The organism is Thalassobaculum sp. (assembly GCF_040219215.1).
GTDB lineage: Bacteria > Pseudomonadota > Alphaproteobacteria > Thalassobaculales > Thalassobaculaceae > Thalassobaculum_A.
Map to the genome: position 1 here is coordinate 24,680 of NZ_JAVJSX010000008.1, position 12,990 is coordinate 37,669.

Consider the following 12,990-nt stretch of genomic DNA (forward strand, 5'->3'; position numbering starts at 1 on the left):
AGGGGCATGCCCGGCGGCCGTCAAAAGGCGTTGGCGCAATCACAAGACGCGGATCACGGGCGGCGAAACGCCCGGATCGACGGGACGGAAACGCCGGGTACGGGCAGGGATCGTAAGAGCGCAACAGGAGGCTTTGATGCGGGACTGGGGAATGATGACGCGGCGCCAGGCGGCGGTGCGGGTGGGAACGCTGCTGCTCGGCGCGGGTGTGCTGGCAAGCGCTGCGGCCGGCCCGGCGACGGCGGCCGAGAAGATCAAGGTGGCGGGGATCTACACCCAGCCGATCCAGCAGAAATGGGATGCCCGTCTGCATCAGGCGCTCGACAAGGCGGCCAAGGCCGGCGAGATCGAGTACGTGTTCTCCGAGAAGGTCGCCAACACCGACTATGTCCGTGTGCTGCGCGAGTACGCCGAGGGCGGCGCCAAGCTGATCGTCGGCGAGGCCTTCGGCATCAGCCGCGAAGCCCGCAAGGTTGCCGACGACTATCCGAAGGTCGCGTTCCTGATGGGCGACCCGTTCAAGCCGCACGGCTCGAACTTCGCGGTGTTCGACAACTACATCCACGAGCCGTGCTACCTGATGGGGATGATCGCCGGCTCGATGACCAAGTCGAACAAGATCGGCATGGTCGGCGGCTATCCGATCGGCGAGGTCAACCGGCTGTTCCACGCCTTCATGGCGGGCGCCCGTTCGGTCAACCCGAAGGTCGAGTTCAAGGTCAACTTCATCGGGTCCTGGTACGATCCGCCGAAGGCCAAGGAAGCAGCGTTCGCCCAGGTCGAGGCCGGGGTCGACGTGCTGTACGCCGAGCGGGCGGGCGTGGTCTCCGCCGCGCGCGAGAAGGGCATCAGCGCGTTCAGCAACGTCAACGACATGGACAAGGATGAGAACGGCACCGGCGTGGTCGTGACCTCGGCGCTGTGGGACATGACCTCGGCCATCAACTACGCGATCGCTCAGACCAAGGCCGGCACGTTCAAGGCCGAGGACTACAAGGAGTGGACGATGATGGCCAAGGGCGGGGCCAGCCTCGCGCCGTTCTACGAGTTCGAGGACAAGATCTCGCCGGACATCAAGGCCAAGGTGAAGGCACTTCAGGCCGATATCCTGGCCGGTAAGTTCACCGTTGAGATCAACGACAACGAGCCGAAGTCGACCTTCTGAGGTTGCGCCCAACCGGTCGCCGGCTCTCCCTGCGGGAGCCGGTTGTACCGGGTGTGGCGAGTTGGGGGTGTCGATATGGCGCTTGAGATCCGCGGCGTCACCAAGCGGTTCGGTGCGCTGGTCGCCAACGATGGGATTTCGCTGTCGGTCGCCGAGGGCGAGATCCTCGCCCTGCTGGGCGAAAACGGGGCGGGCAAGACGACCCTGATGAACATCCTGTTCGGCCACTACGTGGCCGACGAGGGCGAGATGCTGGTTGACGGCCGCGCGCTGCCGCCGGGAGACACCGGCGCGGCGATCGCCGCCGGGGTCGGCATGGTGCACCAGCACTTCGCGCTGGCCGACAACATGACGGTGCTGGAGAACATAACCCTCGGCACCGAGAAACTGTGGTCCTGGCGGTCGGACACCGCGGCGGCGCGGGCCCGCATCGTGGAGATGGCCGAGGCATACGGGCTGACGGTCGATCCCGACCGACGGGTCGACGAGTTGTCGATCGGCGAGCGGCAGCGGGTGGAAATCCTCAAGGCCCTGTATCGGGACGCCCGCATCCTGATCCTGGATGAGCCGACCTCGGTGCTGACGCCGCAGGAATCCGACCGGCTGTTCGACACGCTGAAGGCGATGGTGGCCCAAGGTCTGTCGATCATCTTCATCACCCACAAGCTGCACGAGATCCTGGCGGTCAGCGACCGGGTGACGGTGCTGCGCCGCGGTGCCGTGGTCGGGACCGTCGCCACCGTCGACGCCGACCGGGAGTCGCTTGCCGAAATGATGGTCGGCCGCAAGGTCGCCAGGCCGCGCGCCGAACACCTGGATCCGGGCCGTGCGGTGATCGAGCTCGATGCCGTATCCGTCGCCGGGCCGCGCGGTGGCAACCCGGTGCTCGACCGGGTCAGCCTGACGGTGCGGGAACGCGAGATCGTCGGCCTCGCCGGGGTCGCAGGCAACGGGCAATCGGCGCTTGCCGCCCTGCTGAGCGGCACCCTGGCGCCGAGCGCCGGCACCGTCACCCTCGACGGCGAGCCGGTGCGGCGGTTCACCGCCCGCGAATTCATCATCCGCCGGGTCGGCCGCATCCCCGAGGACCGGCACGCGACCGGCGTGGTCGGCGATCTGGCGGTGTGGGAGAACCTGATCAGCGAGCGGCTGCGCGAGACGCCGTTGTGGCGCTGGGGGCGGATCATCGACTTCGCCGCCTGCAAGGCCTACGCCCGCCGGCTGGTCGAGCAGTTCGACATCCGCGGCGCCGGCATCGACGGTGCCACCCGGCTGATGTCCGGCGGCAACATGCAGAAGCTGATCCTGGCGCGGGTCCTGGACCGGTCGCCGCGCTTCATCCTGGCCAGCCAGCCGATCCGCGGCCTGGACGAGGGCGCCATCGCCGCGGTGCACCAGCGCCTGCTGGATGCCAAGCGCGACGGTGCCGGCGTGCTGGTGATCTCCGAGGATCTCGACGAGATCCTGTCAATTGCCGACCGGGTGGTGGTGATCCATGCGGGCCGGACCAGCCCCTCGCTGGACATCGGTGACGCCGACGCCCGCCGCCTGGGCCTGATGATGGCGGGCGACCTGCAGCATGGGGCGGGAGCCATGGCGTCATGACGCTGGAACCGCGCGAGCACACCCCGCTCTGGCTGGTGGTCATGGCCCCGGTCGCGGCTGTCGTCGCTTCCCTCGTCCTGTGCTCGGTGCTGATCCTGTGGACCGGTCAGCCGGTGCTGAAAGCCTACGGCCTGCTGCTGGGCGGTGCGTTCGGCTCGAGCTTCGGGATCGCCGAAACCCTGACCCGTTCGACGCCGCTGATCCTGACCGGCCTCGCCGTCGCGGTGGCGTTCCGGGCGAAGTTCTGGAACATCGGGGCGGAAGGCCAGCTGTACTGTGGTGCGTTGGCAGCCACTTGGCTCGGCACCGGGATGATCAGTCTGCCGCCCATACTGATGATCCCGCTGCTGTTCGTCGGGGGCGCGGTCGCCGGCGGCGTCGCGCTGCTGCTGCCCGTGTTCCTGAAGGTCCGGCTCAAGGTCGACGAAGTGGTGACGACCCTGCTGCTGAACTTCGTGATCCTGCTGCTGGTCAGCTTCCTGCTGGAAGGACCGTGGAAGGATCCGATGTCGCTCGGCTGGCCGCAGGCGGCGCCGATCGTCGACGAAGGCGTGCTGCCGGTGCTGCTGGCGAAGTCCCGTTTGCACCTCGGCCTGCTGGTCGGCCTGGCGGCGGCAATCCTGATCTGGGCGGCGATGCGCTGGAGCATCTGGGGCTACGAGATCCGCGCCGTCGGCCTGAATCCGCAGGCGGCGGGGTTCGCGGGCATTCCGGTGAACCTGACCATGCTGCGGGTGGCGATGCTGAGCGGCGGACTGGCGGGGATGGCCGGGGTCGGCGAGGTCGCCGGGCTGAAGGGCTACCTCACCCTCGACCTGTCGCCGGGCTTCGGCTACGCCGGCATCGCGGTCGCCATGCTGGCGAACCTCCACCCGATCGGCGTGATCCTGAGTGCGGTGTTCCTGGCCGGGATCTATGTCGGCGCCGATTCCATGAGCCGGGCGGTGAACATCCCGACCTACATCGCCGATGTGCTGGTCGCCTCCTCGGTACTGGCGGTGCTGGTCAGCCTGATGCTGGTCCGTTTCCGCGTGCGGTTCCGGTAGGAGGCGGCTGATGGACCTGATCGAGGTGTTCCTGACGGCCGGGTTCTGGGCGGCGATGATCCGGATCGCCTGCCCGCTGATCCTGGGTACGCTGGGTGAGTTGATCTGCGAGCGTGCCGGCGTGCTGAACCTCGGCATCGAGGGCATCATGACCGCCGGCGCCATGGCCGGCTGGATGTGGGTTTACCAGGGCGGCGATCTGTGGGGCGGGGTGGTGTTCGCCGCGGTCGTCGGGGCGTCGCTCGGCCTGATCCACGCCGGCTTTACGGTCTATCTCGGCCTGTCCCAGCATGTCGCCGGCATCGGGCTGACCATGTTCGCCTCGGCCATGAGCTTCTTCACGTTCCGCATGATGCTGCCGTCCAGCACCACGCCGCCGAAGATCCAGGGCTTCCAGCAGGTCAGGATCCCCGGCGTGAGCGACCTGCCGTTTCTCGGCGACGCCTTCCTGAACCACACCCCGTTGACCTATGCCACGTTCCTGGCGGTTCCGGCGGTGATGTACGTGCTGTACCGCACGCCGCTCGGCCTGGCGGTCCGGATGGCCGGCGAGAACCCGGTCGCGGTCGAGGCCCAGGGCATCGACGTGCTGGCGGTGCGCTGCGGTGCGGTGATGGCCGGATCCGCACTGATGGCGATCGGCGGCGCCTACCTGACCATGTCGGCGTTCGACGCCTTCTATTTCGGCATGATCAACGGTCGCGGCTGGATCTGCGTGGCGCTCGTGATCTTCGCGTCATGGCGTCCGGGCAAGGCACTGCTTGGCGCGCTGCTGTTCGCCGGGCTCGATGCGCTGCAGGTCCGTGCCCAGCAGTTTGCCGGAGGGGCAATTCCCTACCAGTTCTTCCTGATGCTGCCCTACGTGCTCAGCATCGCCGCGATGGTGGTGATGGCGCGCCGGGCGCGCTATCCCAAGGCCCTGCTGGTGCCGTACCGCCGCGGCGAGCGGCACTGACCTGTTGTTGGGGAGCCGATCATGCTCGACCTGATCCTGCGCCGCTGTGCCCTACCGACCGGCGGCGAGCCGGTGGACGTCGCCGTGAAGGACGGCCGCATCGCCGAGGTCCGGCCGGCGCTGGAGGCGCAGGCGCGCGATGAGATCGATGTCGACGGACGGCTGGTCACCCCGCCGTTCGTGGATTCGCATTTCCACATGGATTCGACCCTCAGCTACGGCCTGCCGCGGGTGAACGAATCCGGCACCCTGTTGGAAGGCATAGCACTGTGGGGCGAGTTGAAGCCGAGCCTGACGGACGACGCGGTCAAGGAACGGGCGCGCCGGCTGTGCCGCTGGTCGATCGCCCGCGGCACGCTGGCGATCCGCAGCCATGTCGACACCTCCGACCCCAGCCTGCTGGCGGTGCGCGCGCTGCTGGAGGTGCGCGAGGAGATGAAGCCGTGGATCGACCTGCAACTGGTCGCCTTTCCGCAGGACGGCGTGCTGCGTCTGGCGGGCGCATGCGACAGCCTGGAGCGGGCGCTCGATCTTGGCGTCGACGTGGTCGGCGGCATCCCGCATTTCGAGCGAACCATGGCTGACGGCGCGGAATCGGTGCGACTGCTGTGCGAGATCGCGGCCGAGCGCGGCCTGCGCGTCGACATGCATTGCGACGAGAGCGACGACCCGCTGTCGCGCCATGTGGAGAGCCTGGCCCAGCAGACCCATCGGCTCGGCCTGCACGGTCGGGTCGCCGGCTCGCACCTGACCTCCATGCACTCCATGGACAACTACTACGTCTCCAAGCTGATCCCACTGATTGCCGAGGCCGGGCTGCACGCGATCCCCAACCCGCTGATCAACATCACCCTGCAGGGCCGCCACGACACCTACCCCAAGCGCCGCGGCATGACCCGGGTGAAGGAGCTGATGGCGGCCGGGGTGAACGTCGCCTTCGGCCACGACTGCGTGATGGACCCGTGGTACCCGCTCGGCAGCCACGACATGCTGGAGGTCGCCCATATGGGCCTGCATGTCGGGCAAATGACCGGTCGGGCGGAAATGCTGGCTTGTTTCGATGCCGTGACGACCAACGGGGCCAAGGCGCTCGGCCTCGACGGCTATGGCCTGGCGCCCGGCTGCCGCGCCGACCTGGTGGTCCTGCAATGCCGCAACCCGATCGAGGCGTTGCGGCTCAGCCCTACCCGCCTGTACGTCATCCGGGGCGGGCGGGTGATCGCCCGCACAGCGCCGGAAACGACGGAACTGACGCTCGGGGAAGCGACGGAGACGGTCAGCTTCGATTTCTAGGCGTGGCCACCCGGCTCATCCCGGCAGCAGAACCTGCCCCTGCATCAGCCGGCGGGCCGTGCGGAACACCACCGCACTTCGGGCATTGCCGCCCTCCACCTCGGCGCCGACCGACAGCACGCCCGACGGGTTGGCCACTCGCACTTCGTCGCCGACGACCGGCCGCGACAGGCGGTGGGCGACGGTGCCCTCGATCCGTGCCGCCACACCCAGGCACATCGCCCCGGTGAGCGGCACAGCGCGGTGGGCGCGCTCCATGGAGATCATGCGGATCGCCACGTCCTGTTGCTCGGCATGGAGGGTCTGGCCGTCCAGCGTGGTGTAGTCTGCCGGCGCCGACAGCATGGCGATCTTGGGGATGGCGAGGCCGGCATTCTCGGGCCGGGTTGCCATGCCCATGGCGACCGCCGCGTGCCGCCGGATCGCGTCCAAGGCGGCCATGATGTCGCCGCGCGCCTCAATCGCGTCGGGCAGCTCGGTTCCGTCGAGACCGAGGTCGAGAGCCGCCAGCATCACGACCGGATTGGCGGCGTCGATCATCGTCACCGCGACCGACCCGACGCTGGGGACCTTCAACAGGTCCAACGGTCGACCGGTCGGCAGCAACGCGCCGGTGGCGGCCCCACCGGGATCGAGGAAGTCCAGCCGGATGCGCGCACCGGTCCCGGCAACCCCGGCGATCGCGAAGTCGCCGGTCACGGCCGCCTTGCCGTCGGCTACCGGGAAACGGGCATGGATGACCTTGGCGGTGTTGACCTGATGGATGCGGACCAGCGCTTCGCCATCGCTGACCCGAACCAGGCCCTCGTCCACCGCGAACGGCCCGACGGCGGACGACAGGTTTCCGCAGTTGCTGGCCCAGTCGACCACCGGCCGGTCGACCGCGACCTGGGCGAAGGTGTAGTCGACATCGCAATCCGGCCGGGTCGGCGGCCCGATGATGACGCCTTTCGACAGCGAGGACACCCCGCCGCCCATGCCGTCGAGCTGGCGGCCATACGGGTCGGGGCTGCCGATCACCGACAGCAGGATCGGGTCGAGGGCGGTGCGATCGGCCGGCAGGTCGCGGGCGTGGAAGAACACCCCCTTGCTGGAGCCGCCGCGCATGAATACCGCCGGGATCGCGCGTTGGGTCATCGTCAGGTGCTCCGTGACGGAAGGGCGGCTGAAAGGCGCGCGAAGAACCGGCGGATCTCGGTGGCGGCGAGATCGGGTTCCTCGTAGTGGACGAAGTGTCCGGAGCCTTCGGCGAAACCGACCTCGAGGTCGCTGAAGTGTTCCGGCAGGACATCGGCCCAGGCCGAGCGCAGCACTGGATCGTGGCGACCCCAGAGCACCCGGGTCGGAACGTCGATCTTCGGCGGCATCGGGGCGGTTCCGGCCATCACCGCCATCCGGCCGGCATTGGCCGAGATGTACCAGTTGAAGCCGCCCTGCAGATTGCCGGGTCGCAGAAAGTTGTCCACCCAGCGCTCCAGCACGGGGTCGAACGCGTCCTTGCGGTGGCACCAGTGCTTCAGGAAGTGGCCGATATGGGCTCGGCAGGCGTCGCGCGAGGCGCCGACCAGGGCGGCGGCGTAGGGCATCTGGTGGAAGGTCTGGTACCAGATCTCGCGGATCTGGTCCGGAGCGCGCCACCGCGCGCCGACGCTGGTGGTCGGGCAGTTGAAGAAGAACAACCCGCTGACCCGTTCGGGAAACCGGATCGCCAGTCGCTGCATCACGAAACTGGCGACGTCGTGGCCGACGATGCAGACGCGTTCCAGGCCAAGAGTGTCGAGCAGGGCGATGATGTCGTCGGCCAGCACGTCGGCGCCGGTCTGGTCGCAGGGTTCCGGATTGGGGTTCTCGCTCTCGCCGAATCCGCGGAAATCCGGCGCGATCAGTCTGTAGTCGTCGGCCAGCCGGTCGATCAGCGGCTCCCAGGTCGCCCAGAACTCCGGCCAGCCGTGCAGAAGAAGCAGGGGCGGGCCGTCTCCGGCTTGCGCCACATGGGTCTTGAAGCCGCGGGTTTCATGGACGCTGTGCCGAATCGTCGCCATGCGCGTTCTCCTATAACCAGCCAAGACGGCGGAAGACCAGATAGGGCAGCACGGCCGCAACCGCCATCAGCGCCAGCGCGAAGGGATAACCCCACGGCCAGCTCAACTCGGGCATGGCGTGAAAGTTCATGCCGTAGATCGACGCGACGACGGTCGGCGGCAGGAACACCACCGTGGCGATCGACACGATCTTGATGATGGCGTTCTGCTCGATGTTGATCATGCCGAGGGTCGCGTCGAGCAGGAACGTGACCCGGTCCGCCAGGAAGTGCGCGTGGTCGGTCAGCGACACCACGTCGCGGCCCAGGGTCTTGATCCGCCCGCGCGTCTCCTTGCCGACCTTGGTGGTCGCAAGCGCCTGCTCCAGGTAGGTGGAGATCCGGCCGATGGTCAGCAGGCTCTCCTGGATCTTGGCGTTGAGCTCGCCCTTTCGGCCAATGGAACGCAGGACGTCCTGATAGTCGACGGTAGGTCGGCCGGCACCGGCAGCCGTCTGGAAGACCGTGGCCGACAGGGTGTCCATTTCGACCGACAGACGCTCCAGGGTATCGGCGGCGCGGTCGATCACCGCATCGAGCAAGCCGGTCAGGGTGGACGTTGCGTCGTCGCCAAGACCGGGACGTTGGCACCGCCCGGCGAAGATCTCGAACGACTTGGGTTCGGTGTAGCGGATCGTCACCAGATGGGTCGGCGTCAGCACGAAGGTGATCGGCCGGGCCACCGGCTGGTCGGTCTCGGTCTGCGACAGAACCGTTGCGGTCATGAACAGATGGCCGTCCTCCTGGTACAAGCGGCTGGAAGCTTCGATCTCCTTCATGTCGTCGTGGGTTGGAACGTCGATGCCGATGGTCCGCTCGACCAGCGTTTCTTGATCGGCGGTCGGGCGGAGCATGTCGATCCACACCGCCTCGGCCGATAGTGAATCCGAGGCCTCCAGCTTCTTCAGACGGCCGCCGTGCCGGACATAGACGTCGAGCATGCGAGGCTCCTTCGGTCGTGTCAGCCCGGGTCGACCGGATGGTATGCGAAACCGCCACCGTGCCGCTCGACGCGCGCGAACCCGGGAAACGGCACGTGGGCGCCCGTGACCAGGTAGCCCTCGGTAGCCGCCTCGTCGAGGATACGCCGGCGTGTATCGATCGCCGTATCGGGGTCGACGTCGAAACGGAAATACCATTCCGGCCGGGCCATCTGCATGGCCGGCACGTGCACCACGTCGCCCCAGATCAGCATCGGATCGGGTCCGTCGATCCGGAAGCCGACGTGCCCGGGCGTGTGGCCGGGCAGCGCCACCATGGTGATCCCCGGCACCACCTCAGCGCCGGCGTTGGCGAGGGTGGTTCGTCCGGCGTGGGTGTCGAAGCCGCGATGGGCGATCTCAAGCTGGCTGCGCTGCAGGTCGTCCAGCTTCTCGGGCGCGTCCCAGAACGCTCGTTCGGTTTCCGAGACGATCAGTTCGGCGTTCGGAAAGACACTGCGTTCACCCTCGTACAGGCCCGCGGCATGATCGCCGTGCATGTGGGTCATCAGCATGGCGTCGACGTCTTCCGGCCGATGGCCGGCGTCGGCGAGGGCGGTGATCAGATGGCCGAGGCCCGGGCCACGGATGCTGCCGTTGCCGGCATCGACCAGATAGAGTTTGCCGGGCGCCTCGATTGCGAAGGCGTTGACCGAGACGGCGAGGTCGCCGGCGTCGACACCGTGCGGTTCGGCCACTGTCTTGGCCTCGTCCGGATCGACCCCGACGAACCGGCTGATGTCGAAGTCCACATGTCCATCGCACAGTGCGGTCACCCGGAAGTCGCCGACCGTTGCGGTGACGGATCGTCCGGCGGAGCGGCGGATCCCAGCGGTGACGGGCGCCTCGGTCGTATTGTCGGCCGGCATCGGCTCTGTCTCCTGTTCCCGGTGTCGAGTGGGCTAGCCCAGCAGGTCGTGCTTGTCGTGCCAATCCCGAAGCGACAGGTCGGGGTAGCCGTCATTGGTTTCGTCTCCGTCGCGGATATCGGCGCGCACCCAGGCGGGCTTGTCGGCCAGCATCATATGCACGGTCTGCGGCGGTGTCGGCAGCGGCGTGTCGATCGCGCTGGCGAACGGATGGATCAACTCGGGCCAGCGCGGGTCCGAAACCCATAGGGCCGTGCCGCATCGCCGGCAGAACCGCCGGTCGGCCGGGCTGGGCTGCCCATCAATGGTCGCGTTGTAGACGCTGATGTTTTCCGCACCGCGAACCTCCAGGCTGTCGGCGCGGGCGCCCAGGTTGATCGCGTAGCCGCCACCGCCGTCGGTTTTGCGGCAGATCGAACAGTAGCAGCGCAGATACGGAACCGGCGCGTAGGCGTCACAGTTGAAAGTTACCGCACCGCAGCGGCAAGATCCTTCGAGGCGCATGGTCGATCTCCATCCAATGTGTCGGTCGGTTCGTAGGAGACACTGTGGGTGTCCCCCGGTTCTCAATGTTGCTGCACAATGCTACCAGCATTGATATCCGCCCGTTTGCCGTCGGAGTGCTTTGTTTCATGACCATCCGGTTCCGTATCCGCTTCCTGCCGATAGTAGCGCTGTGCCTGTCGCTGTTCGTTGTTGCCCCGGCCGTGGCACAGATGCCCGGGTTGGCGTCTGGTGGCGCCACCGAGTCGGCACCGGCCCCAGGCGGCAATCTGGAGCAGCTGGTCAACACGCTGGAGGATCCGCAGCGGCGCGAACAGCTTCTGAAGGACCTGAAATCGCTGCTCGAGGTGCAGAAGAAGGCGGCGGCCGACAAGAAGGCGCTCAATGTCGGCGTTCACCTTGGCGACGCGGTCGCGAGCCACACCGAGCGGGTCGGGGCGGTGTTCCAGCGCTTCGTCGACTGGATCGGGACGTTCGACCAATTGCCGGGCTGGCTGAGCCGGCAGGCGGAGGACCCTGGCCGCCAGGCATTCTGGACCGAGGTCGGCACCGTTGTCGGCCTGACCCTGCTGATGGTGTTCGTCGCGCGCTGGATTGCAGGCTTGGCGTTGCGCCACCCGATCAGACGGATGCGCGAAGCCGAGCCGGTCACGGTGCAGAGCCGGGTGTTCCTGGCGGTCGCCCTCGCCCTGCTGGAGGCCTTCATCGTCGCGGTGACGATTGCGACCGGTTACGCCACGCTGGTCCTGGTCAGCGGCAGGCTGGCGATCGAGCAGGGCGCACTCGTGCTGGTGATGGCCTGGGCGATACAGACGGGCGTGGGCGTGGTCGCCCGGTTCGTTCTCGCACCATACGCCGAGAGCCTGCGCCTGATCCCGTTGCGCTCCGAGACAGCGGCGTACCTCTACATCTGGGTGATGCGCCTGACGACAGTCGTGGCGATCGGATTCGTCGGCTCGCAACTCGCGGTACCGTTCGGTGCGGGCAAGGTCGGAGCGCATGGCATCGAGGTAGCAGCGGCGCTGGTGTTTGCGGTCCTGCTGGTGGTGCTGGTCCTGCAAAGCCGGGAAGAGCTCGCCGCCGTCATCCGCGGGCCCCACGGCCAGATCGGCGGGCGTCTGCGGCGGCGGCTCGCCGATCTCTGGCACGTGCTGGCCGTGCTCTATGTGCTGGTGGCGTTCGGGATCTTCGTGTCCGGCGAACAGGATGGCTTCTTCTTCCTGGTGCGCGCGACAGCAATCACCTTTGCTGCGTTCGCCGTGGCGGTGGCGCTGACGCGGGTGGCGCGCCGCCTGATCGACCGGCTGTTCCGGATCGATGACGACCTGAACTACCGGTTTCCCGGATTGCGCCAGCGCGCAGGGCTGTACCGGCCGATCCTGAATCGTACCGTCGATATCGTACTCGGACTGATCGCGGTCGGCGTTTCGCTCGGGGCCTGGGGGCTGAACCTGTACGACGCCCTGGACGGTGACGCCCGCGCGGCGCTGCTCCAGAGCGTGTTAATCATTGCCCTGGTCGTCGTGATCGGCGTGGCGTTCTGGGAGTTTGCCAGCGGCGCCATCCAGCGCTCGCTGTCGGGCACCTATCCTGATGGAACTCCGCGGCAGCCGAGCGGGCGCACCAAGACCCTGCTGCCGTTGCTGCGCCGGGTGATCCTGATCGCGCTGATCGTGTTTGCCGGATTGATCATCCTGTCGGAGATCGGGGTCGACACCGCCCCCCTGCTCGCCGGTGCCGGTGTCGTCGGCCTGGCGATCGGTTTCGGCTCTCAGGCCTTGGTCCGCGACATCATCACCGGCCTGTTCATCCTGATCGAGGATACGGTCTCGGTCGGCGACGTGGTCACCGCAGGCGGACACACCGGGGTCGTCGAGGACATCTCGATCCGCACCCTGCGCCTGCGCGACGTCGAGGGGTCGGTGCACACCGTTCCGTTCGGTGACGTGACCACCGTGGTCAACCTGACCAAGGATTTCTCATACGCGTTGCTGGACATCGGCGTGGGCTATCGCGAGGACACCGACGCCGTCAGCGAAGTGATCCGTCAGGTGGGCGAGGAGCTTCGGGAGGATCCGGATCACGGTCCGAAGATCCTGGAGCCTATCGAGATGCTCGGCGTGAACGAACTCGGCGACAGCGCGGTGGTGATCCGGGCCCGGATCAAGACCAAGCCGATCCTGCAGTGGGGCGTGAAGCGCGAGATGCTGCGTCGCCTGAAGAAGCGCTTCGACGCGGAAAACATCGAGATTCCGTTCCCGCACCAGACGCTGTACTTCGGCGTGGACAAGGACGGCACCTCTCCTCCGGGCCGGATCCTGCTGGAGGCCGAACAAACCGCCAAGGCGCTGGAGCACCAACCGCCGACGCCGACGGACGAGCCGCCTGCTCCGCCGGTCGAGACCGTCTCGGCGGAAGCCAAGGACTCGGCTCGCGCCGAGCGCGACGCGGAGCGGTCCTGACCGCGCCGCTGACAGGGCTGGTGCGTGGTGA

General features: G+C 67.5%; 11 protein-coding genes. 6 read left to right on the forward strand and 5 right to left on the reverse strand.

Features of this window, described 5'->3' with window-relative positions; translation table 11 throughout:
- Nucleotides 1-136 precede the first annotated feature (136 nt).
- The 5 genes from RIC54_RS05425 to RIC54_RS05445 all read left to right on the forward strand — a co-directional run bounded on the left by RIC54_RS05425 (nucleotide 137) and on the right by RIC54_RS05445 (nucleotide 6,064).
- Nucleotides 137-1,165, forward strand: a complete 1,029-nt coding sequence (locus RIC54_RS05425; protein ID WP_350150836.1) for a BMP family protein — start codon at nucleotides 137-139, stop codon at nucleotides 1,163-1,165.
- A gap of 75 nt (nucleotides 1,166-1,240) precedes the next feature.
- On the forward strand, nucleotides 1,241-2,770 hold the full coding sequence (locus RIC54_RS05430) for an ABC transporter ATP-binding protein (protein ID WP_350085063.1): 1,530 nt from the start codon (nucleotides 1,241-1,243) through the stop codon (nucleotides 2,768-2,770).
- Nucleotides 2,767-3,816 carry an ABC transporter permease gene (locus RIC54_RS05435; protein WP_350085065.1) on the forward strand — a complete coding sequence of 350 codons (1,050 nt, stop codon included), beginning with the start codon at nucleotides 2,767-2,769 and terminating at the stop codon, nucleotides 3,814-3,816. The genes RIC54_RS05430 and RIC54_RS05435 overlap by 4 nt, the downstream gene beginning before the upstream one ends.
- A 10-nt stretch (nucleotides 3,817-3,826) precedes the next feature.
- Nucleotides 3,827-4,771 carry an ABC transporter permease gene (locus RIC54_RS05440; protein WP_350085067.1) on the forward strand — a complete coding sequence of 315 codons (945 nt, stop codon included), beginning with the start codon at nucleotides 3,827-3,829 and terminating at the stop codon, nucleotides 4,769-4,771.
- A 21-nt stretch (nucleotides 4,772-4,792) separates the two neighbouring features.
- A complete protein-coding gene (locus tag RIC54_RS05445; protein ID WP_350085069.1) occupies nucleotides 4,793-6,064 on the forward strand; it encodes an amidohydrolase family protein in 1,272 nt (423 codons plus the stop codon).
- A gap of 15 nt (nucleotides 6,065-6,079) precedes the next feature.
- Here RIC54_RS05445 and RIC54_RS05450 read toward each other — a convergent pair whose 3' ends face one another.
- From RIC54_RS05450 to RIC54_RS05470, 5 genes are read right to left on the reverse strand one after another with little or no spacing between them, the layout of a single operon-like run.
- The gene (locus RIC54_RS05450; RefSeq protein WP_350085071.1) at nucleotides 6,080-7,201 is read right to left on the reverse strand and encodes a 2-methylaconitate cis-trans isomerase PrpF family protein; all 1,122 of its coding nucleotides are present in this window, start codon (nucleotides 7,199-7,201) and stop codon (nucleotides 6,080-6,082) included.
- A 2-nt stretch (nucleotides 7,202-7,203) separates the two neighbouring features.
- Nucleotides 7,204-8,106: an alpha/beta fold hydrolase gene (locus RIC54_RS05455; protein WP_350085073.1), complete on the reverse strand. Its 903-nt coding sequence runs from the start codon at nucleotides 8,104-8,106 to the stop codon at nucleotides 7,204-7,206.
- A 10-nt stretch (nucleotides 8,107-8,116) separates the two neighbouring features.
- Nucleotides 8,117-9,085, reverse strand: coding sequence for a magnesium transporter CorA family protein (locus RIC54_RS05460; RefSeq protein WP_350085075.1), 969 nt, complete (start codon nucleotides 9,083-9,085; stop codon nucleotides 8,117-8,119).
- A 20-nt stretch (nucleotides 9,086-9,105) separates the two neighbouring features.
- Nucleotides 9,106-9,993, reverse strand: coding sequence for an MBL fold metallo-hydrolase (locus RIC54_RS05465; protein ID WP_350085077.1), 888 nt, complete (start codon nucleotides 9,991-9,993; stop codon nucleotides 9,106-9,108).
- Between the two features lie 33 nt (nucleotides 9,994-10,026).
- A complete protein-coding gene (locus RIC54_RS05470) occupies nucleotides 10,027-10,497 on the reverse strand; it encodes a GFA family protein (RefSeq protein WP_350085079.1) in 471 nt (156 codons plus the stop codon).
- Between the two features lie 128 nt (nucleotides 10,498-10,625).
- Between RIC54_RS05470 and RIC54_RS05475 the strand changes: the two genes are divergently transcribed.
- Nucleotides 10,626-12,959, forward strand: coding sequence for a mechanosensitive ion channel family protein (locus RIC54_RS05475; protein WP_350085081.1), 2,334 nt, complete (start codon nucleotides 10,626-10,628; stop codon nucleotides 12,957-12,959).
- Nucleotides 12,960-12,990: the final 31 nt, after the last annotated feature.

Coding starts and splice junctions, on each gene's coding strand:
- RIC54_RS05465 (WP_350085077.1), bottom strand. CDS start 9,993: ATGCCGGCCGACAATACGACCGAGGCGCCCGTCACCGCTGGGATCCGC.
- RIC54_RS05450 (WP_350085071.1), bottom strand. CDS start 7,201: ATGACCCAACGCGCGATCCCGGCGGTATTCATGCGCGGCGGCTCCAGC.
- RIC54_RS05445 (WP_350085069.1), top strand. CDS start 4,793: ATGCTCGACCTGATCCTGCGCCGCTGTGCCCTACCGACCGGCGGCGAG.
- RIC54_RS05435 (WP_350085065.1), top strand. CDS start 2,767: ATGACGCTGGAACCGCGCGAGCACACCCCGCTCTGGCTGGTGGTCATG.
- RIC54_RS05470 (WP_350085079.1), bottom strand. CDS start 10,497: ATGCGCCTCGAAGGATCTTGCCGCTGCGGTGCGGTAACTTTCAACTGT.
- RIC54_RS05440 (WP_350085067.1), top strand. CDS start 3,827: ATGGACCTGATCGAGGTGTTCCTGACGGCCGGGTTCTGGGCGGCGATG.
- RIC54_RS05460 (WP_350085075.1), bottom strand. CDS start 9,085: ATGCTCGACGTCTATGTCCGGCACGGCGGCCGTCTGAAGAAGCTGGAG.
- RIC54_RS05425 (WP_350150836.1), top strand. CDS start 137: ATGCGGGACTGGGGAATGATGACGCGGCGCCAGGCGGCGGTGCGGGTG.
- RIC54_RS05475 (WP_350085081.1), top strand. CDS start 10,626: ATGACCATCCGGTTCCGTATCCGCTTCCTGCCGATAGTAGCGCTGTGC.
- RIC54_RS05455 (WP_350085073.1), bottom strand. CDS start 8,106: ATGGCGACGATTCGGCACAGCGTCCATGAAACCCGCGGCTTCAAGACC.
- RIC54_RS05430 (WP_350085063.1), top strand. CDS start 1,241: ATGGCGCTTGAGATCCGCGGCGTCACCAAGCGGTTCGGTGCGCTGGTC.